19 protein-coding genes and 1 pseudogene are annotated in these 21,878 nt (G+C 37.6%); 9 read left to right on the top strand and 11 right to left on the bottom strand.

The window, feature by feature from the left end; all coding sequences use genetic code 11:
• Window positions 1-701 precede the first annotated feature (701 nt).
• The 3 genes and pseudogenes from H5084_RS14110 to H5084_RS19785 all read left to right on the top strand — a co-directional run.
• On the top strand, window positions 702-1,118 hold the full coding sequence (locus H5084_RS14110; RefSeq protein ID WP_182690915.1) for an MAPEG family protein: 417 nt from the start codon (window positions 702-704) through the stop codon (window positions 1,116-1,118).
• A 120-nt stretch (window positions 1,119-1,238) separates the two neighbouring features.
• On the top strand, window positions 1,239-1,877 hold the full coding sequence (locus tag H5084_RS14105; protein WP_182690913.1) for an NAD(P)-binding oxidoreductase: 639 nt from the start codon (window positions 1,239-1,241) through the stop codon (window positions 1,875-1,877).
• A gap of 307 nt (window positions 1,878-2,184) precedes the next feature.
• A pseudogene (locus H5084_RS19785) lies at window positions 2,185-2,408 on the top strand (IS1595 family transposase); the annotation flags it as partial.
• A 109-nt stretch (window positions 2,409-2,517) separates the two neighbouring features.
• On the opposite strand, the gene H5084_RS14100 reads toward H5084_RS19785, so the two are convergent.
• The 7 genes from H5084_RS14100 to cobT form a co-directional block, all read right to left on the bottom strand.
• Window positions 2,518-3,744: a type II secretion system F family protein gene (locus H5084_RS14100; RefSeq protein ID WP_182690911.1), complete on the bottom strand. Its 1,227-nt coding sequence runs from the start codon at window positions 3,742-3,744 to the stop codon at window positions 2,518-2,520.
• Window positions 3,745-3,922: 178 nt separating this feature from the next.
• Complete coding sequence (gene pilB, locus H5084_RS14095) at window positions 3,923-5,608, bottom strand: type IV-A pilus assembly ATPase PilB (RefSeq protein WP_182690909.1); 1,686 nt, start codon at window positions 5,606-5,608, stop codon at window positions 3,923-3,925.
• A gap of 6 nt (window positions 5,609-5,614) precedes the next feature.
• Window positions 5,615-6,037 carry a prepilin-type N-terminal cleavage/methylation domain-containing protein gene (locus H5084_RS14090; protein ID WP_182690907.1) on the bottom strand — a complete coding sequence of 141 codons (423 nt, stop codon included), beginning with the start codon at window positions 6,035-6,037 and terminating at the stop codon, window positions 5,615-5,617.
• Window positions 6,038-6,694: 657 nt separating this feature from the next.
• Entirely contained in the window at window positions 6,695-8,140 is a 1,446-nt protein-coding gene (nhaD, locus tag H5084_RS14085) for a sodium:proton antiporter NhaD (protein ID WP_182690905.1), read from the bottom strand.
• A gap of 231 nt (window positions 8,141-8,371) precedes the next feature.
• Window positions 8,372-9,232, bottom strand: a complete 861-nt coding sequence (locus H5084_RS14080; protein WP_182690903.1) for a histidine phosphatase family protein — start codon at window positions 9,230-9,232, stop codon at window positions 8,372-8,374.
• 125 nt (window positions 9,233-9,357) lie between these two features.
• Entirely contained in the window at window positions 9,358-10,131 is a 774-nt protein-coding gene (locus H5084_RS14075; RefSeq protein ID WP_182690901.1) for an adenosylcobinamide-GDP ribazoletransferase, read from the bottom strand.
• 131 nt (window positions 10,132-10,262) lie between these two features.
• Entirely contained in the window at window positions 10,263-11,315 is a 1,053-nt protein-coding gene (gene cobT, locus H5084_RS14070) for a nicotinate-nucleotide--dimethylbenzimidazole phosphoribosyltransferase (RefSeq protein ID WP_310735757.1), read from the bottom strand.
• Window positions 11,316-11,721: 406 nt separating this feature from the next.
• On the opposite strand from cobT, the gene srmB reads away from it, so the two are divergent.
• Together srmB and H5084_RS14060 are read left to right on the top strand one after the other, a co-directional pair.
• Entirely contained in the window at window positions 11,722-13,086 is a 1,365-nt protein-coding gene (gene srmB, locus H5084_RS14065) for an ATP-dependent RNA helicase SrmB (RefSeq protein WP_182690896.1), read from the top strand.
• A 188-nt stretch (window positions 13,087-13,274) separates the two neighbouring features.
• Entirely contained in the window at window positions 13,275-14,825 is a 1,551-nt protein-coding gene (locus tag H5084_RS14060; RefSeq protein ID WP_182690894.1) for a hypothetical protein, read from the top strand.
• A gap of 167 nt (window positions 14,826-14,992) precedes the next feature.
• Here H5084_RS14060 and dacB read toward each other — a convergent pair whose 3' ends face one another.
• A complete protein-coding gene (gene dacB / locus H5084_RS14055) occupies window positions 14,993-16,447 on the bottom strand; it encodes a D-alanyl-D-alanine carboxypeptidase/D-alanyl-D-alanine-endopeptidase (protein WP_182690892.1) in 1,455 nt (484 codons plus the stop codon).
• Window positions 16,448-16,618: 171 nt separating this feature from the next.
• On the opposite strand from dacB, the gene pyrB reads away from it, so the two are divergent.
• The 3 genes from pyrB to rraA all read left to right on the top strand — a co-directional run bounded on the left by pyrB (window position 16,619) and on the right by rraA (window position 18,642).
• A complete protein-coding gene (pyrB, locus tag H5084_RS14050) occupies window positions 16,619-17,554 on the top strand; it encodes an aspartate carbamoyltransferase (protein ID WP_028869085.1) in 936 nt (311 codons plus the stop codon).
• A gap of 9 nt (window positions 17,555-17,563) precedes the next feature.
• On the top strand, window positions 17,564-18,019 hold the full coding sequence (gene pyrI, locus H5084_RS14045) for an aspartate carbamoyltransferase regulatory subunit (protein ID WP_028869086.1): 456 nt from the start codon (window positions 17,564-17,566) through the stop codon (window positions 18,017-18,019).
• Window positions 18,020-18,126: 107 nt separating this feature from the next.
• On the top strand, window positions 18,127-18,642 hold the full coding sequence (gene rraA, locus H5084_RS14040; RefSeq protein ID WP_028869087.1) for a ribonuclease E activity regulator RraA: 516 nt from the start codon (window positions 18,127-18,129) through the stop codon (window positions 18,640-18,642).
• Between the two features lie 232 nt (window positions 18,643-18,874).
• Here rraA and H5084_RS14035 read toward each other — a convergent pair whose 3' ends face one another.
• Window positions 18,875-19,108, bottom strand: a complete 234-nt coding sequence (locus H5084_RS14035; RefSeq protein WP_028869088.1) for a cell division protein ZapB — start codon at window positions 19,106-19,108, stop codon at window positions 18,875-18,877.
• A 171-nt stretch (window positions 19,109-19,279) separates the two neighbouring features.
• On the opposite strand from H5084_RS14035, the gene H5084_RS14030 reads away from it, so the two are divergent.
• Window positions 19,280-19,501 carry a DUF1653 domain-containing protein gene (locus H5084_RS14030; protein WP_182690890.1) on the top strand — a complete coding sequence of 74 codons (222 nt, stop codon included), beginning with the start codon at window positions 19,280-19,282 and terminating at the stop codon, window positions 19,499-19,501.
• Between the two features lie 71 nt (window positions 19,502-19,572).
• On the opposite strand, the gene cysE is transcribed toward H5084_RS14030, so the two are convergent.
• On the bottom strand, window positions 19,573-20,352 hold the full coding sequence (cysE, locus tag H5084_RS14025) for a serine O-acetyltransferase (RefSeq protein ID WP_028869090.1): 780 nt from the start codon (window positions 20,350-20,352) through the stop codon (window positions 19,573-19,575).
• 124 nt (window positions 20,353-20,476) lie between these two features.
• Entirely contained in the window at window positions 20,477-21,409 is a 933-nt protein-coding gene (locus H5084_RS14020; protein WP_028869091.1) for a cation diffusion facilitator family transporter, read from the bottom strand.
• Between the last annotated feature and the right edge of the window lie 469 nt (window positions 21,410-21,878).

Below are 21,878 nucleotides of genomic sequence, written 5' to 3'. Positions count from 1 at the left end.
TAGCGCTAAAAATAGGTTTGTATTCTGTTATCAAATAAAGACAACTGAATTAAAGATAACTGCTATTAAGACGATTGGTATAGGTAATTGTAAAGCGGCATCTACTAACGATAAACAGGCTAATAATTGAATTTCTTTCCACAATTAATTGATAATTAAAGTTTTCATTTGCAATTTAGACTTAATTTCACGCAGAAAAGATGACTTTATTTGAGGAGTAAATTAATAAATATGTTTTTATTTTTAAGCCAGTTACAACGATATAACAAGTGGCAGATTTAACGATAAAAATAGCCTATAACCCATTACGTCGTTTTGCATATACGAGAAAATCTCCCACTTAAGAAAATCCTCCACTTAAAATAAGCCCCATATAAAGTGGTTACTTAAAGGTGCTTGTTAACGAAACTCAGCCAACACTTCAATACTCACTTTCTAGAGCACTATTGATGACATAATTTGCTATAAAAAGGTTACAAAGTAGACATTATTTTGCATCCCATAGATTAAGAAGTAGTTATAGTTTTTTTGCTTTAGTAGAAAAATGATATGTGTAGATCTTACAACTCCCCTGTACTTATTGCATATTTTTTATAGAAGAAAATATTTTCCCCTTATATAACCAAGCATTACAGAAGGCATTACAGCTGGCATGATAGTTGCTATTTTACTGTTATTGAATTTATAAAAGGAAAATAAAAATGAACGAAGTTGCCTACTCAGGATATATAGCGTTTTATTTGTATTTAGTGATGCTACTCATTCAGTGGATAGTTGCCACCTTTAGTAAATCTAAGCAACCAGATGCTGTGCCAGGGAAAATTAATGAAAACCTATCTCACGATAGTTTTGTTTTTAGAGCACATCGCACCTTCCACAATACGTTAGAAAACAGTGCTCTATTTGCGGGGACGGTTCTCTTAGCATTTGTGCTCAACGTTCAAAGCCCTATCTTTGCTATTTTCATATGGACTTACCTTATTGCCAGAATTGTGCATATGGTTTTGTACTATGTAATTGCAACAGAAAAAAATCCAAGTCCTCGTACCTACTTCTTTTTGATTGGCGTTGTGGCAAATATAGCCATGTTGGTGATATTGGGATTAAGGCTTATCTAGCACTAAGAAACAAAGAAGCAATCTATAACCTATTCAGTGAGCAATACCAGTTAACTATTACACCTAACTGTATAAATTTAACTACATAAATCTAACTACATAAATCTAGAGGGAGATAAAATGAAACAAACATTAATTATTGGAGCAAGTGGACAAATTGGTAAACAGCTTACCCAATTAATGCTAGATAACAACCAGCATGTAGTAGCGCTAGTGCGTGATAAAAGTAAGTTATCAGATATCCATAATGACAAACTATCAATTATTGAAGGTGACCTGAGCAAAGATTTTGAACATGCTTTCAAACATTGTGAAAATGTTGTTTTTGCGGCTGGTTCTGGCGGCCACACAGGTGCAGATAAAACCATACTTATTGACTTATGGGCAGCATGCAGAGCAGCTGATTACGCCAAAAACAATGACCTGAAACACTTTGTAATGGTCAGTTCAATAGGTGCCGACATGCCATCAAAAGGATCTGAGAGTATGCAACCATACTTAGTTGCTAAGCATATGGCAGATGAACATCTAATACGCAGTGGTTTACATTACTCTATTATTCGCCCAGGAACGCTTACTAATGATCCAGAGAAAGGTAAGTTTACCGACCAACAACCAGAGCAAAAAGAGCAAGCGACAATAACGCGAGATGACGTTGCTAAAGCACTTTTATTTACGCTGAACAACCCACCTATAAAAAGTACTATTACCGAGATCTTTAACGGTAGCAAACGTATTTCTGAAGTATTGCCATCATAAAGCATTGATTCCTATGACGGCTCAACATGCATTATTTTGTCAATAGCAGGCAGCAAACTCAATATGATAGCATTCTGAGGGAGTAACCACATTAACACTCCCTCAGTCGTTATAAAAAAATGTGTCGCCTGTTTCATCGCTACAACTGAAGTTGTACTGAACAGTACCAACACAACAGTACCAACACTTTATCTCAGATGGTCTAGCTTATTTTACAGCAGTTACCGAGGCAAAATGTAAACATTTTGGTGCTGCTACTGGCTACTGGTGGTATCTCCGAAGTGTTACCTGAGAACAGTTTATTTGAGTTAACACTATGATTGCTAACGTAAAAACCAATAACTGGCACTTACCACTAAATTAAAGCAAAGCATTTACCAAGGTAATTAGCTGAATATTGTTATAGGTTCAATCGGCGTTTTATTCTTAAAGATATGCTACCTAGGTTTAGTAGCTAGGTTTATGTGCGTTGCTTTACGTACTCCACCGATGCCACAACACCATTTAAGCATGGCTGAACTTTATGGGTAAAAAGGATGATTTAAGATCTGTAATAGGATCAAAAAAGCGAACTATTTTCAGTTCGCTTTTTGTTGCTTATTTGCTCTAATTTTCCAACTTAATTGTCGTTGATCAGCTATTAACCAATAACACTGCCTAATTGGAATATAGGTAAATACATGGCGACTATCAGTCCCCCTACTACTACACCTAACACCACCATGATCATTGGCTCTAATAAACTGGTGAGACCATCGACGGCATCATCAACTTGTTGCTCATAAATATCGGCCACTTTACTCAACATACCATCTAGATCACCAGATTCTTCACCAATCATGACCATTTGTGAAACCATATCCGGGAAAGCGGCGGTGGTTTTCATGGCGACATTAATTTGCATGCCGCCCATCACTTCAGAGCGCATTGTATTCACAGCCGTTCGGTAAACATAGTTACCCGATGCACCCGCAGCTGAGACTAACGCATCCACTAGGGGAATACCGGCAGCCGAGGTAGTGGATAACGTACGTGCAAAACGTGCTACCGCGGCTTTATTGAGGATCGTTTTAATAACAGGAATTTTAAGTACAAACTTATCCGTATTATTACGTACTTTTTCATTACTGCGATGCGCCCTTTTAAACAAAAACACCGCTAATATACAAGCGCCAATAATGATGTACCAATAGCTTTGTACAAAATCAGAAATACCTAATACAAATAAAGTAAATGCAGGTAACTCTGCACCAAATCCAGCAAAAATATCTTGGAACTGTGGAATAACAAATAGTAATAAAAGTAATGTAACGACCCCTGCAACCACTAAAACCGCAGCGGGGTAAAACATAGCTTTTTTAATTTTAGACTTTAGCGCTTCTGACTTTTCTTTATAGGTGGAAATTCGGTCGTAGATGGTATCTAAGGAACCAGACTGTTCACCAGCCTCAACCAAATCACAATATAAATCATCGAAATTTCTCGGGAAAGTACGTAAAGCTTGAGACAGTGGAGTCCCCGTTGATACATCGTTAGCTATAGAAGTCATTAAGGTTCTTAAGGAGGCTTTTTCATTGCTCTTTGCTATCAACTCCAAGCTTTGAACTAGAGGTACGCCGGCACTCAGCATGGTGGCAATTTGTCGAGAGACAACGGCGATATCCATAGGTTGAATTTTATCACCAAAGGAAAGCAGCGACTTCGCTTTCTTTTGTGTTTTGGTTACACTCACGCCCTGTTTACGTAACTCAGACTTTATTTCAATCGCACTTTCTGCTTGTAATTCACCAGATACTTTTGCCCCTTTACGGTTAATTCCCTGCCAGGTAAAGGTATGTATATCGGCGACTGTCTTTTTCTTCACCATTAAAAATCCTTTAAATAATTACTGAACTGCACTATTACTAACGTTTTGAGTGAAAAGAATTAAGACTATATGTATGAGTATTAGAAGTTATTGCAGTCAGGGACTTCAGCTAATTAATACAACCTCTGGAGCAATACGAGTGTTAATTAATGCTATCAGTCAGTTTTATGCTTCTAATTTAAGTGACGCGGGTAACTTCATTTAAACTGGTAACACCATTTAACGCTTGTTTAATCGCAGATTGACGTAGGGTATGCATACCTTCATCAATGGCGGCATCAGCTATTTGCATAGCATTACCATCATTTAAGATAATACGACCCAGTTCATCTGACATCTCCATCACTTCATAAATACCTACACGGCCTTTATAACCATCGGTGCATTTACTACAGCCCACGGGTTTACATAAATGTTGTTTTTCAGCCAGATGTTCAGGTTTAAACCCTAATTCAATTAACTCGGGATCAGACATTTCCAATGGTGCTTTGCAGTGCTCGCATAAACGACGCGCTAAACGTTGCGCAATAATCAATGAAACTGAAGACGCAATATTAAAAGCAGGTACGCCCATATTTAATAAACGCGTAAGGGTTTCTGCTGCTGAATTGGTATGCAAAGTCGATAATACTAAATGCCCGGTTTGAGCGGCTTTAATACCAATTTCTGCGGTTTCTAAATCTCGAATCTCACCGACCATAACAATATCGGGATCTTGACGTAAAAATGAGCGTAAGGCAGAAGCAAAAGTTAGACCTGCTTTGTTGTTGATTTGTACCTGATTAATACCGGTTAAATTGATTTCTACCGGATCTTCTGCCGTAGAAATATTACGCTCTACGGTGTTTAAAATATTTAAACCGGTATACAGTGAAACCGTTTTACCACTTCCTGTCGGCCCAGTGATCAATATCATGCCCTGTGGTTTAGATAAGGCATTCATGTATTTGGCTTTTTGCTCATCTGTATAACCTAGTTTATCAATATCTAAACTGGCGGCAGAAGAGTCCAAAATACGCATTACAATTTTTTCACCCCACATAGTGGGTAGCGTACTGACACGTAAATCAATATTACGTTTATTAGAAATTTTTAGTTTAATACGGCCATCTTGCGGCAAGCGCCTTTCTGCAATATCTAACTTAGACATAACCTTTAAACGCGCGGAAAAACGGTTAGCTAAATTAACTGGGGGAGAAGCCACCTCATGCAAAATGCCATCTACGCGAAAACGAATTCGGTATTTTTTTTCATAGGGTTCAAAATGTAAATCCGATGCGCCTTTTTTTACCGCGTCACCTAATATGCCGTTAATATATTTAACTATCGGTGCATCATCGTCAGCTGCCTGCGCTTGGTCTAAGCGAGATTCTGTTTCGTCAATTTCAATATCATCAATGCTGCCGATATCTTCTAATGAGCTAGTGCCATCGTCTAATAAAGTTTCAATCGCCTCATTCAGTTTACTTTCTTCCACCAATAACGCTTCAGTGTGCATACTAAAGCTAAAGCCAAAATCCTCTAGGGCTGACACATTGGTGGGGTCTGACATGGCAATATAAAGTGTATTTTGCTGCATATACACAGGCAGGGCATGATGTTTCTCTATTAGTTTTTGGTTAATAAACTTTTCAGGAATATTATCCAGCTCTAATGCATCGCTATCTAATAGAGGAATACCATATTCAGCTTCGCAGAATTCTGCTAAGGCTAAACTTGCAATAAAATTATTTTCAACCAGGTAGGAGACAAGCGCTTTCTGTTCAGAAGCAGCAGAGGTACAAATTTGTTGTAGTTTATCTTGGTCAAGTAAACCACGAGCGGCCAGGCTAGAAGCCAAGCCGCTAATATTATGGATTGCCATTACTTATTAACAGATTGCATTATTAGTACAAGTGCCACCATCCACCCATTTAACAGCACCATTTGTAAGAGTACCTGTAAGTGTATAAGTAGAGCCTGCTGCTGATACAGCACTATCTATACCTTGTGAAGTTGCTGTTATGGTTGTTGCGGTTGCTGAACTAGCAGTAATTGCTACACTATTAACATATGTAGATGTAGCTCCACTTGTAACAGCATCCGCCTCAGCGCATCCTACAAAGGTACGGTTAATTTGAGCACATACATCCATTGCTTGTTTAGCAGAGCTTGTTGCTAAAACCACTTCTGAGAATTTTGCTTTTTGTGTATATGTTTGATAAGCAGGCAATGCTACCGCGGCTAGAATACCGATGATCGCGATTACGATTAATAGTTCGATTAATGTAAAACCTTGTTGTACTTTTTTCATTTTTTTATCCTTAACTTTGTTAAACCATTATTTATTTAAATAGGCTTAAACAATCTTTTTTATGAACATACATTTTCTAACCATTCAGTTTTACATTAGCACCAGCATCTGCGTTGACAAGAATGATAGCAATATAAGTTTAGCGTGACAGGCTGTTATCAGCCGCCTTATTTTATTACCTCATTTAGAGTAGTTCTTTTATAATAAAAGAAAAGAAATAAACGCATATTTTTTTAAAAAATCTTTCAAAGCCCATGAATTCGCAAGAAAATTATAAAAAAACCAAATGAAATAGATTTTATGTTGACCTTTATTTCCATTGTTTTTTTATTTTTCAAAAACAAACTTCATTTTGTCATTTATTCTCTTTTCTTGTCAAAAAACTAACCAAGCAGTCAGTATCATTTGCTATTAACACTAAACTAACTTTTAGCTTAGCTTTGCAGTTAATAGTAGACCTAAATTAATTTTGTACTTAACGATTAACAATTCACAATTAATAATTAATAATTAATAATTCCTAAAAAGTAAGTAGCAAAGTAAGTAGCATTTCGCATTAGGTCACACTACTCAAAACTATTGTAAGTTAAAGCCTTTACAGGAGTACATATTAATAGGTGTTAATTTAACTTTTCTTTGATTTAGATTAAACAGGGCTTAATTAAAATAAACGGCATTGAACCATAGGTGCGTGTAAATACTGGCGACATAACCTAATGCAATTACGGGAGCCCACTTTAGATGCACACCAAAGGTATAGATCCCTCGTGCTTGCCCCATTAATGCAACCCCTGCAGCACTACCTATCGATAACATGCTGCCACCAACACCTGCGGTTAATGTAACAAGCAACCATTGCCCGGTATTCATATCAGGCTCCATACTTAATACCGCAAACATCACCGGAATATTATCTACAATCGCTGACAACACACCTACGGTAATATTGGCATAAGTAGCATCCCAGTTGCTGTACATCGCTTCGGAAATCATGCCCAAGTAACCAATGAAACCCAACCCTCCCACACACAATACAACCCCGTAAAAGAATAACAATGTGTCCCATTCTGCTTTAGCCACTTTATGAAATATATCAAAGGGAGCGCCATCCCCTAAACCACGTAGACGTTCATGCTCTTTTTTATCCACGGTATGCTCAAGTGCAAATTCATAATGATTTTTTTGTGTTTTACGTAAAAAGAAAGCAAAGAACTGCAATACCCCTAACCCGGTCATCATACCTAACACGGGTGGCATACCTAAGAATGAATGCCCTGCTACGGCAAAGAAAATAGTCACTAAAAACAAACCAACGATACGTCTAGCACCGCGCTTCATATGCACAACCTCACCATCTCCCTGCGCCACTTCTTTAGAGATAAAGAAACTCATGATCACAGCGGGGATCAAGAAATTAACTGCGGACGGAACAAATAATGCAAAGAATGTGGTGAACTCAACCATGCCTTTTTGCCACACCATTAACGTTGTAATATCGCCAAATGGGCTGAATGCACCACCAGCGTTAGCTGCAACCACGATATTGATACAGGCTAAGGCGATGAATTTTGTATTTTTACCACCCACTTTCATTACGATCGCACACATTAATAATGCGGTGGTTAAGTTGTCTGCAATAGGCGAGATGAAAAAAGCTAAGATACCTGTTAACCAAAAAATCAAACGTAAAGTGAACCCTTTATTAACCATCCACGCACGTAGTGAATCAAATAACTTACGCTCTTCCATGGCGTTAATATAAGTCATCGCAACTAATAGGAAGAAAAATAACTCTGCGTATTCTAATAGATTATGGCGAAATGCCGCTTCAGCTTCATGACTCATGCCATTTTGAGAATAATAAAAACCAATCATGCCCCAAATAATACCTGCAGCAACCAGCACAGGTTTGGACTTACGAAGGTGGATCACATCTTCCAACATCACTAAGCAGTAGGCGATAGCAAAAAATAAAACAGCTGCATAACCAATACCATGTGAAGTGAGATCTATATGATCTCCAGTACTCGCTAATAGGGAGGAAGAAAATAAGACAGTACAAAGCATCAATATGACACTTAAGACCTTAGGCAGCTTTAACATTACATTTTCCTTAAAGTAATTAATAAATTGAAGCGATAAATTTTTTGCGCGATTCTAGCATATGCCCCACTCAGCCAACCTATAGTTAGCGAAGCTTTAGCACAAAAGTTTGAAGGCTGAAGCAAGATGACATAAAAAGTCTTGTAATTTTAAGTACTCATAAGTATTTATAAGCACTTAGAAGCAATAACTGGCTTGCTTAATAACAGACAGCAGAAGCAAGTCATGCATTTAAAGCTGATGATTAATACCAATACAACGTGATAATGCGCTTTGGTTCGGGAAAAGCTTAAGACTGGAGACACTCATTTTATCTATTTGTAATGTTAATGAATGTTGTAGTGGGATTTGCAAGAGATCAGATAAAATAGAGCGAATAACGCCAGCATGACAAATAATGATAATCTGTTGGGTTTTAGTTTGCTGTGCGAGTTGTTGCTGTAATACTTGCCAGGCGTTGACAACTCGTTGATCAAAGCCACTTGCATTTTCTCCATTTGGAAAAGTAAAGTTCAGTAAATCATTATTCCACTCTTCTATTTTTTCTTGTCCAATGGATTGCCAATTTAGCCCCTCCCATTGTCCAAAGTTGATCTCTTTAAAAGCTTGGTTTATCTGTACAGGGCTTTTTGACGGTATATTTTTAGGTGATGACGCATTTGATGTTAAGTCTTTTGATACTGCATCTTTTGATCCAGAGTATTTGTTATCAAAATAAGCTTGTAACCCTTCAGCTAATTGAGCGCAGCGTTTTAATGGGCTAGTGATAATTATTGGAGAATCTAGTTCTTGTTGATATGGCAGCTCTTGTGGATATTGCTGCTGTTCTGGAAACAAGCAATGTGTTTGAAAGTAATCAATGAGCTTTTGCACATCTTTATTAAATGAAGACGTGACTGCGCAATCTAACTGCCCATAACAAACACCAGATGGAAGATCAACATCCCCATGGCGCACAAGGAAAATGCGATGATTAATTATTGTCGCACTAGAGGCCGATGTTGAATTAGAAACTTGAGCAGTAGATAGCGACGAATCAGAAGTTAGGCCTTCAGACGTTAGTGATTGCTTACTGTTTGTTTCTTTTTTCATTCTCGCTTACCCTTGTTTTTTATGCTTTGTTTTATTCTTTACTCTTTACTCCGTAAAAGCACTTATTTTTATGGGCTTTTTTGACCGCTTTACATTCAGAAATAGCAGGTTTGAAAACAGGTCATTTAAACATAAGCCACCAGCATTAATAAAATAAGTAGTTCGTTTAACTGCTGCACAAAACCAAGACAATCTCCGGTATAACCTTGTATTTTTTTCTGAAAATAAGTGCGACAAGAGATTGTGCTAATAACAACCACAGTGAAAACTAATAATAAGCAAAAAAACGGCATCCATAGTATTGAAACAACGCTGGTCAATAGAGCGGCCAGCAAGTAGCGTTGAGGTAAGCGTTGCGAGGATCGCGTTGATTTACTGATCGATTCTTCGCGAGCATAGTCTGTACTTTGCATTAAACACAGTACACTGCATCGACTTAATACAGCCGCACTTATAAAACTCAAAGCAAAAAAGCTAATGCTATGATTTATAAGCAGGCCTAACACATGGATTTTCAACACCAATAACAGAATTAGACCAATAACTCCGTAGGTGCCTATTTGGCTATCTTTCATAATAGCTAAACGTTGTTGTTTGTTATAACCGCCACCAAAACCATCACAACTATCGGCAAAACCATCCTCATGGAAAGCGCCTGTTAATAGCACACCTGTTAACAACATTAAAATAATGCTGATACTAGGGTCAAACACCAACTGGCTAAGGGCATACGCAAGTAAACAAATAAGCGCATAAATCAATCCTATAATAGGTAAATACACATTACCTAGATGAAAAGGATAAGCAGTAAAATCCAATTGTTTAGAAGTAGGCAAACGAGAAAAAAATGATAATGCGTAACAAAATAAAACCCATTGTTTTTTTAAAAATAGCGTCATACTTTTCTCATCTGCATATTAGGTTTAATGATTAATTGGTTTGTTTCTCTTAACGATAATTGATCTGTTTTTATTAACGATGATTGATCTGTTTCTGTTAACGATAATTGCTCTATTTTTATTAACAGCGACTACTCACTATCACTGACACCTGCATCGGCAAAAGAGGCCATCTCATTTAAAAAAGCTAATGCAGAGACTAATAGCGGGTAAGCAACCGCAACACCGGAGCCTTCCCCTAAACGCATTCCTAAGTGTAATAAAGGTGTTGCTCCCATTTCAGTTAATAATAGTTGATGCGCTTGCTCTTCTGATTGATGGCAAAATTGTGTGTATTGCAAAAAGTCATCGTGCATCTCACTGGCAACTAAGGCGGCACTAGAAGCAATGAATCCATCAACAAGTACCAACATAGAAAGCTCTGCTGCTTTTAACATCGCACCAACCATCATAGCGATTTCAAAACCGCCAACACTTTGTAATACAGTTAATGGATCGGCATCATTTAATTGATATTTAGCAACAGCATGGTCGATGACTTTTGCTTTTATGGCGATGGTTTGTTGATCAATCCCTGTTCCCTTGCCCGCACATTGCTGACCAGTTAGGTTCATAATGGCAGCCATAATAGCAGCCGCAGAGGTAGTATTAGCAATCCCCATTTCACCAAAACCAATGACATTACACCCTTGCAGATGTTGCTGCTTAACAAGTTCAGCACCTTGCTCGATTGCTTGTAAACATTGTTCTTTAGTCATGGCCGCTTTTTTCGAGAAATCTTTTGTCCCTAACGCTATCGGCGCATTAACAAAGTGTGTTGCTGTTATATGCGAAAAATCAGCTTTAACCCCTGCATTCACAATTTTCAATTCAATATCATGTTGTGCAGAAAAACAGTTGATTGCCGCGCCACCCTGTAAAAAATTTAATACCATCTGTTCCGTCACTACCTGCGGAAATAAACTTACACCTTGCTCAGCAACGCCATGATCTGCGGCAAAAACAATAATGCTCGGTTTGCTAAAAACTGGCGTTAAGCTTTGTTGTAATAAAGCGACTTTAAATGCAATCGATTCTAATAAACCTAAACTCCCCTGAGGTTTGGTTTTAAAATCAATTTTTTCTTGCAATGTATTAACGAATTCAGAGGTGACTTTATCTAGCGGAGCAATAATATTAAACACTGACAATCCTTACCTTAATATAAAAGAAAACAAACAATTCAAATAGCGCTTATAAAAACACAAAGCTTACACTGTTTTTAAACCAGTCTCGCGAAGTTTGATCAGAATAATAAACAGTTAATTACTTAATAGTATTAATTTTAAATTATAAAGTTAGTTTTATATGGCAGCCTAACAACAATCCATCAACGCCTTAATAAAGCAGAAAAGTGTCAACATCACCTTTGCAAAGTGACTCATACCGTTAATTCAAACTCCATTACAGAGATATTTAAATCAATAAGCACTATTTTCTCCCTGACATAAGATTGAATTCAACTATTAAGTTAATTAATAGACAATTTCCCCCCTAAACATGATCTTTGCTTTATAATGCGCTTTTTGTTTTATTGTATTGGAAGTATTCATGTCATTTGCATCACTCGAGCTTGATCAGCATTTATTAAACGCCGTTGCTAAGATGGGCCACACACGCCCTACTAGTATCCAGAAGTTGGTTATTCCACCAGCCATGGATGAACGAGATATCATGGCGAGTGCACCTACAGGTACGGGTAAAACCTTAGCCTTTTTATTACCTGCGATACAACGCTTAATCGACTACCCACGTCGTAAAGGTGGCTCTGCACGTATTCTTGTTTTAACGCCAACGCGTGAGCTAGCAGTACAGATCAGTGAAGTTGCAGAACAATTAATCGCTGGTACACAGCTGGTTGCAGGTAATATTATCGGTGGTATTTCATACCAAGATCAAGAAGATATCATTATGGGTTCAGTGGATATAGTGATTGCCACACCGGGACGTTTAATGGAATACATCGATGCAGAAGCATTTGATTGTCGTGAAGTTGAATGCCTGATCCTTGATGAAGCGGACAGAATGTTAGACATGGGATTCATTGCAGAAATGGACCGCATTGCTGGTGAAGCACGCTGGCGTAAAATGACCGCTTTATTTTCAGCAACACTTGAAGGTAAAGGGTTACGTGAATTCGCCCGTGATGTATTAAATAATCCAGTGCAATTAAATGCGGAAGTAACACGTAGAGAAAGTGGTAAGATTTTACAATATATCCACCTTGCTGATAACCCGGAGCACAAATTACAATTATTAGCGGCACTGTTACAACAAGAACCAGAACACGAACAAATTAACAAGATGATTGTATTTGTAAAAACACGTGATCGTCTTGCTCAGTTAGTAGCTCAACTTGCTGAATTAAATATTCGCTGTAACTATTTACGTGGTGAAATGGATCAAGAAAAACGTAACCTGTCATTACGTCAATTTAAAGAAGGTACGACGAATATCCTGATTGCAACAGACGTTGCAGCTCGTGGTATTGATGTGCCTGATATTACGCATGTAATTAACTACGATATGCCACGTAGTGCCGATGTTTACGTACACCGTATTGGGCGCACAGCACGAGGCGGTAAAAAAGGAACTGCAGTGTCAATTATCGAAGCACATGATATTGATATTCTTGCAAAAGTTGAACGTTACACGGACCAAATATTAAAGCGTCGTGTGATTAAAGGTTTACGCCCACAGAATAAAGAAGCGAAAGCCAGTGTGCGTAAAACTAAAAAGCCAATTACTAAAAAAGGCAAAGCACGCGAAGAAGAAGTAAAACGCCTACAGAAAGAAAAACGTCAAAAGAAAAAACTAGAGGTAGGTAAACAACGTCATCGCACGATTAAAGGTAAAGGCAAGCCAAGCTGGGCCGGAAAGGGTAAAAAAGAAGACGACACTACTCCCTCAAAGTAGCAAGTTAGAAATGACTCACCTAACTTAACTGCTACTTAACTGCTACTTAACTGACCAGTTAAGATAACTTTCTAGCACTCGACAATTAACTTCTCTATAAAATGCGAAGTTAATTACAGAGTGCAGATAACATCCTGTTATAGTATGCATTGTTTATTTTTATCAGCAGGTGCTGTCAGAGGTCAATTATGCGTTTTTTCCTGTCTTTATTGTTTACCGCTTCTTTTGCGCTCATTTTATCTGCATGCACTATTACTCAGCCGCAAACTCAAAATACAACACAAACAACCACACCACAATCTACGCAAGAAGTCGTACATAAAGCATTTTCAAGCATATTAGAAAATAGCTTTCGAGGAAAACTCACTACACAGAATGATCAATTTTATTTTCAGGCCTGCGCAGATGATCAGCAATATACTATTGTCACAGATACCGAATTGGCGACTATCTATAAGAAAATAAGTAACAATACACAACAGCCCGTTTATATTGAATTTGCAGGTGAAATCAATTTTACGACGAATAAGCGTTCGAAGGATCTCGTTCAATTACGTGTGGATAGAATACACCATATGGCTTTAGCGCAGTCATCATTACAGTGCGCTAAACCACTGAATACCTTTCGTTTTAAAGCAAAAGGAGAAGATCCTTACTGGCGTATTAATATGCATGACAACCAACTATTTTTTGCCACAAAAGCCAGTAATCAATCTTATCTCTTAGGCAACGCTAACTTTGAAGCGACACAAATTAACCATTTAAAAAGCAGCAATGATGAAGGCCAACAGCTGGCTTTGCATATTCAGCCTGGGCATTGCTACATGTCTGACGATAAAGAATATTGGGGATATATCACTGAAGCAGAGACCGTATATGGACATTTTAGTGGCTGTGGACAACCGGGTTGGCTAGAAACTTCAGCCTCCTTTGCAGGTTATTATTTAAAAGCGGCAACTAATCAATCCCCAGAAGTTAATTTGACGTTAAATGAAAATCATAGCGTTGAATACGTACAAGGTAATGAACCTTACCAAATTATAAAAACAGGTTATTGGAAAAGTAATACGCCAGATAGCGTTGTAGTAATGCTCACACAGCAAAATGATCAATCGATACAAGAAGAAATTATCTTCAAACAAAGCGGTTTAAGCATTTCAAGCAATGCGATTAACATCAGTAATATACTAACTTCATTTGCGACTCCTTTAACCTTTAAAAAAATGAACTTGCAAGCAGGTTTATCAGAGGAGGAGGCAGTACAAATTACGCGTCAATTTAACACCCAAAATATTGCACCTAAAATACAAATAGATACAGAAGTGCAGGCAGCATTACGTCAATATTTTAAAATTCATAGAACCGATCCTAAACAAACTAAATTTAGTTCAGTTAGATTCGATTTAAATGGAGATGGACAAGATGAAGCGATCGCCTTTTTAGATTGGTGCTCTAGTACTGGTTGTGAAATGATAGTGTTTGAAGGAAAGAACGATAGTCTTGTTTTTTCAAGTAGAATATCAAGAGTTTATGCGCCGATCACCGTTGCTAAAAGCCAACATTTTTCATGGCAAAGTTTAGCCTCGAAAAACAATCAACAATGGTTACAGTTAGACTTTGATGGTTTAAGCTACCCATTACAAACACATAAAATAGCGAATTCAGAACCGAAACCAGAGCCCACTGGGGTGGTTTTATTTAGCCAAGGTAAACCAAATAAATGGTTCCCAATTAAATAATTCCCATTAAATAGTTCCCATTAAACAGAGATATCTAGGTAACTTGGAATGGCACGAATGAAAGCCTTAAATTCCTTTCTTCATGCCTGATTTAATAGGTTGAATAGATTGAATAGGTTACTCGCTGTAGATGATTGAGTAACCCACTGTAAAAGTACATTTACATATTAATGAAAAATGCGCTCAAAAAAGGCTTTTTCAAATAAATACACAGAAGCTTTTGGGTGACGAGGAATATTAGCATCTACAGCGCTATTTTCTGGATTATAACCATTAAGCATTAGCACAAATAACTTGTCTCCCGTTTTCCCTTTCACGAGCCCTACTAAATTAGCAACGCCCTTTAGAGATCCTGTTTTAGCAATCACCTTGCCTTTTAAAGCAGCCGTATTCACGCCACGGTGATACTTTAAAGTGCCGTCGATACCGGCAATGGCAAAACTACTTATCAAGCCTAATTGCTTATCCTGTGTATAAACAAATTTCATCACAGACATAAACAATTCAGCACTCATTAAGTTGTGTCGAGATAAACCTGAACCATCTGCTATATAAGCATTTTCAAGGTCAATACCATGTTCTTTAAGGATCGCTTTCATCGCCTGCGAGCCATTACGAAAGTTACCAGGTTGCTGAAAATATTGAGCACCGATGGTTTTGAATAAGCTATCGGCAATCAAGTTATCGGACTCTTTCATCATTTGTTGCAATAACACATCTAATAATGGTGATTGATAAACCGCTAACGTTGATGCGGGATCTTGTTTCAGCGCAGGAGTTATCGGCTGAGAATCAATTTTTACTGTTCCCGATACAGCGATCCCCACTTGCTGTAATTCACTTGCAATGATCCGCTGTGCATAAGTATTAGGATCTGTAACCGCAAATGCTAAAGGGAAAGCGCGTTCCCTAGGTACCATACATCCCCATAGATGATAATTATTATTGCTATTTCGAGTCACTTCTAAGGCACAAAATTGCTCTGCACGTTGTGCTTTAGAAACCACTGACACATCACTACTAATATCTACCGGCTCATAGCTTGGAATGTACAGCGTTGCTTTGGTGGCATCTTCACTGGCTAAACTTAAATTGCCTAACACACAGTTTCTATTCACAATAATAGCATTAGCCGGCGCTGTATAACATACACCTAAGTCATTCCATGCTTGTCCATCACTCCATTGATAACCATTAAATTGGCTATTATTAAGTAAGAAGTCTCCCTTAATACGATTAATCCCCTGTGCTTTAAGATTACGTAATAATTGTCGAATATTTTTCCGTGTTAAAGTTGGGTCGCCACTAAAATATAAACTAATATCACCTTGATATTGGCCTTTCTTAATGGCTTTTTTATTGCCTTTAATAACCGTTTGGTAACGATATTTTTCACCCAAATACAACTTGGCGGTGGTAGCAGTAAGCAGTTTTTGTACGCTAGCCGGCGTTCTTAATGATTCTTCTTGAAAAGAAGCGACTTTAATTTTTGTTTTAGCATCAATCACTAAATATGAAACCTGTGTCCCCTTTGGCAATAATGCCTGTAAATCCTGCCACTCTTGTGCGATAACACTTGTACAAAAAAGACTACTTATAAATAATAAACCAACTTTTAACATCTCAAACCACTCAACCAGAAAATCAATTTTGAGGATAACCTTTATCAGCGCCCCATGCGATCAAAATTTAGTAGGATTAATAACAACAAAAGCAATTGATAGTGATATAATTTTTGCCATTATCTGCTTCACTTATCCGAATAACATGGCCGACAACATGAGTGTGAAAAAATGAATAATCCGTTATACCAAAAAAATATTATCTCCATTGCTGATTTATCACGTTCAGACCTAGAACTAATCCTTCAAACCGCTCACTCCTTAAAACAAACTCCACAACCTGAACTGTTAAAAAACAAAGTGGTCGCAAGTTGCTTTTTTGAAGCTTCAACGCGTACCCGTTTATCCTTTGAAACAGCAGTACAACGTTTAGGTGGCAGCGTCATTGGATTTGATAGTGGAGGTAACACGTCATTAGCTCAAAAAGGTGAAACACTGGCTGATTCGGTAAAGATCATCGCTTCCTATGCGGATGCTTTTTTCATGCGTCACCCACAGGAAGGCGCAGCACGTCTAGCCTCTGAGTTTACTGAGATCCCGGTCATTAATGGTGGTGATGGTTCTAACCAACATCCAACGCAGACTCTATTAGATTTATTCACCATTTATGAAACACAGGCGACATTAGATAACCTAAACATAGCCTTTGTAGGCGACCTTAAATATGGACGAACAGTTCACTCTTTAGCACAAGCATTGTCCCTATTTAATTGTAACTTCTACTTTATTTCGCCGGAAGCGTTAGCAATGCCGGACTATATTATCGAAGAGCTGAATGAACGTAATATCAACTTTTCTCTGCACAGCAGCATTGAGGAAGTGGTCGATGACCTTGATATTTTATATATGACCAGAGTGCAAAAAGAGCGCTTTGATGAAACAGAATATCAGCATATGAAGTCAGCTTTTCTATTAAACGCCAGCATGCTGGGTAATGTTAGAGACAACCTGAAAGTCTTACACCCATTGCCACGCGTTGATGAAATCAATATAGATGTCGATGCCACACCTTATGCGTATTATTTTCAACAAGCGCAAAATGGGGTGTATGCACGCCAAGCATTACTTGCTTTATTATTAAGCAATCATTTTCAAGCAAACGCTTAAGGTTTTATGATGCAAAAGAAATTACAAGTAGAAGCAATTGAACACGGGTCGGTGATTGACCATATTCCAGCACAACAGGGTGTGAAAATATTAAAGTTTTTCAAATTTACACAGACCAATGAAAAAATAACCATTGGTTTAAACCTTGCAACTCATAATGGTCAGGGTAAAGACTTAATTAAAATTGAAAATACATTTTTTAATGATCAACAAGCGAATCAATTAGCTTTATTTGCCCCTAATGCAACCATTAATCAAATCAAAGATTTTAAAGTGGTTAATAAATTTCAGGTGCAATTGCCTAGCTCATTTATTGGTGTACTTGCCTGCCCTAATAGCAATTGTATTAGCCACAATGAACCGGTTCAAACACGCTTTTACGTCAAACAAAAAAACACCTTGAAGCTCAAGTGTCACTACTGTGAGAAGTCCTTTGAACGCAGTACTTTTGACGAATTAGACTAACTTAAAGGATTGCTCTAATTTTCGACAAATATCAGAGAATAAGATTGAAATAGAGTGTGTTACGTTTATACTGAACTTATACTTCATCATTAAAAGTGAGCATGCATATGCAATACAATACTTCTGTTTTATGTGATATCTACGCGGATACCATTGACGTCGCAGAACCACTATTAACTAACTTTGGTGGGCGTAACTCCTTTGCGGGAGAAGTGGTAACCATTAAATGCTTTGAGTCAGTTGGTTTAATATATAAAGCATTAGAAGAAAATGGTGCAGGTAAAGTATTACTGATTGATGGTGGTGGCTCTTTACGTCGAGCCCTAATTAATGCTCACATTGCCGATTTAGCGGTTGAAAATGGTTGGGAAGGTATTGTAGTTAACGGTTGTGTACGTGAAGTCGACGCGCTAGAAGAATTAGATATTGGCATTCAAGCGATTACCGCGATGCCAGTAGGTGCTGATGATAATGAAGTGGGTGAAATTAACTCGCCGGTAAACTTTGCTGGAGTGACTTTTTTACCTGAAGACTTTTTATATGCCGATAGCACGGGTATCGTTATTTCTCCAGAGCCCTTAGTATTAGACACTGAAGATGCCGATGAAGAAGATGTGTTCTAATGCGCTTAGTTAATGCTCTCAGTTAATGGAATTAGTGTCTCGTATGCCAATTTGCAGTAATTAGCATTTATATCAATTAGCTATTTTTAATCATTAACAAATGTAATAGACACAAAAAAGCCCAATTTATTTGGGCTTTTTAATGCTTCTTTTTTACGTTTAACTTGTCGTCACTTATTTAATCAAACCATTTTTCATTTTGAAATAGAATTTGATAAAAATCTAATATCGATTAGTCAACATTCTCTTCAGCTTGTTCAATCTTACCCACTAAAGCACTTAAGCGATCCTGCCATTGTTGATGCTCAGCATTTAAACGTTCGTTGTCAGATTGTAGTTGTTCTGTTTGGTTTGCTAGATTAACTTTATCTTCTTTAAGTTCTTCAATTTCCATTTGCAGTAGTGCAATTGTCTCTACAGCTTGGTTGATTTTGTTTTCTAATTTTTCTAATAGCTCAAATGTCATTTGGAGTCCCTTAATACAAAGTAGTTGTTAACTGGAATGCAACGAGAATAAGCATTCCAAGACGCTTATTCAACCTTTGTTTTGATTTTTATGGAAAAAACCGCCAATTCCTCTTTAAAGTTGAAGTATGTTACTCTAATCTGCAATTTTTTTAATTTTTTAGGTAACAAAATGTCAAAACAATTACAAATGGGTAAATACCAACATTATAAAGGCAGCTTTTATCAAGTTGAAGGAATAGCTTTTCACAGCGAAACTGAAGAAGAGATGGTTATTTACCGCCCTTTATACGGGCAAGGCGATTTATGGGTAAGACCCTTAGGAATGTTTGTAGAAAATGTCGAGATAGAGGGAAAAAGCCAACCACGCTTTGCGTATATTGGCTCAAAATAATGAGTGTTTTATAAAAGCTAGCATTATAAAGTCCGTTATTTATAACGGATATGGTTTATGAAGCTAGCTATTCACAAACACTGTTCCATGGATAACGACGGCATATCACAAGATGGCCTGCCAACGATTTTAGCCGGTACGCCTGCTACTGTGGTATGAGCCGGCACCGCTTCTAAAACAACACTACCCGCCCCTACTTTTGCACCGATACCGATTTCAATATTACCTAATACTTTTGCGCCCGCACCAATCATAACACCTTGGCGAATTTTAGGATGACGATCACCGCTCTCCTTACCGGTCCCCCCTAAGGTAACTCCTTGTAAGATTGAAACGTTATCTTCAATAACCGCTGTTTCACCCACTACTACACCAGTAGCATGGTCAAACATAATACCTTTGCCAATAGTGGCTGCAGGATGCACATCGACACCAAAGATAACTGAACTACGATTTTGTAAGTACAATGCTAATGCAATGCGGTTTTGTTGCCATAACCAATGCGCAACACGATGGATTTGAATCGCATGAAAACCTTTTAAATATAACAACGGAATAGAATAGTCTTCCACGGCAGGGTCACGATCTTGTACAGCAATAATATCGGCCATCGCACTTTCTAAAATAGTTGGATCATGCTCAAATGCTTCATCAATCACTTCTCGTACTAATATACCCGGCATAGTTCGGCTATCTAAGCGATTAGCTAATTGGTAACTTAATGCTGACGATAAATTTTTATGGTTTAAAATGGTAGAATGGAAAAAGCTAGCCAAAATAGGCTCACTTGATGAACTAGCCCATGCTTCTTCCCTGATTTTTTCCCATAGATCTCTAATTTTCTCTTCCATTATTTTACCCTTAAACTATCAAATCAATGTATATCCATGCAGCGCCATATCGATATCATCTCTATGCCATACCACAGCTATATCAACTATATCAACTATATATTGGTACTAGCTTATATCTTCATTATACCGGTGCGTCGATGTTTACTGCTTCGTTACGTTTCTCTATCGGCACCACGGAAATAGGATCAAGATGGATCAATATATCTGCACCAGGGAAAGCTGCTTGTAAGCCAAACTCAAGTTTGTCTGCTTTGTTATGTGCATCATATAAGCTTTGTCCATCATCTAACTCTAGATGTAATTGTATAAATTTAACGTAACCGGAAGAACGTGTTCTTAAATCATGTACACCACGCACTCCTTCTACTTTATAAGCCAATTTAAGGATTAGCTCATTATCTTCTTGAGGCAATTGTTTATCCATCAAAGCATCAATTGATTGCGTACCAATTTCCCATGCGCCGTGTAAAATATAAAGACTGACTGCAATGGCAAAAACACCATCAGCCCAACCCCAACCATACCCAGCTAAAACAATCGCCAATAACACCGCACCATTCAGCACAATATCAGTTCGATAATGCAAAGAGTCTGCTTTTATCGCCATACTGTTAGTTTTTTTCACCACATAACCTTGATATAAAACCAAGGCAAGGGTCACAACTAACGATAAGATCATCACTGAAATCCCTAAATTAGTCGCGACAATTTGATGATTGTTAATCACCGCTGAAATACCATTAATCATCAGGAAAACTGAAGACCCAGAAATAAAGGCGGCTTGCACTAACCCGGCTAAGCTTTCTGCTTTGCCATGACCAAAACGGTGCTCTTTATCGGCAGGCTGCAGGGCAACCTTAATTGCAAAAAGGTTGATAATAGAAGTGGTTACATCCATTAATGAATCGGTCAACGCAGCAAGAATACTTGATGACCCCGTCACCATCCAAGCAATAAGCTTCACAATAATCAATAAAGAGGCGGCAATAATAGCTGCTTGACCCGCTCGTTTTACTAAGTATGCATATTCTTCAGGTTGTTGTGTTTGTTTCACAATATTACAGCTCTAAAAAGTGTTGGTTGGCTATTATACCCGTTAAGATTTAATAAACAAAACACAGTGACAACACAATGAAAAGGCAGCACACATAACTCAATTTAAACAATTAACTTTAGGTCTTATGCTTTTAACTTTAGATATTGCACTTAATAGCATCGGTAAAAATCATGATTGAGCAGGCACATTAACAACGAGAATATATTGTAGTTTATTAAATCCCCCCCTATTTATGAGTGCAACTATGTTGACCTACTTCAATAGATAATCATTTATTCAATCATTTACGTGCAAGATATAAAATAGAGACCTACAATATACCTCTTTATAGGGTATATTGTAGTCAATCTATTGATTTACCTAAATATGCAGTGACAAGTTTAAGATTCACTTTTACAGCAATCTTAATAAAAAACGCTAAACATAGCTTACTTTTCCCTGAAACAACAATAATTCCACTTCAAGC

It is taken from the genome of Psychromonas sp. SR45-3 (assembly GCF_014163575.1).
Lineage (GTDB): Bacteria > Pseudomonadota > Gammaproteobacteria > Enterobacterales > Psychromonadaceae > Psychromonas > Psychromonas arctica.
Note: the sequence above shows the minus strand (reverse complement) of the source record. Positions and strands in the feature narration are given on the sequence as shown.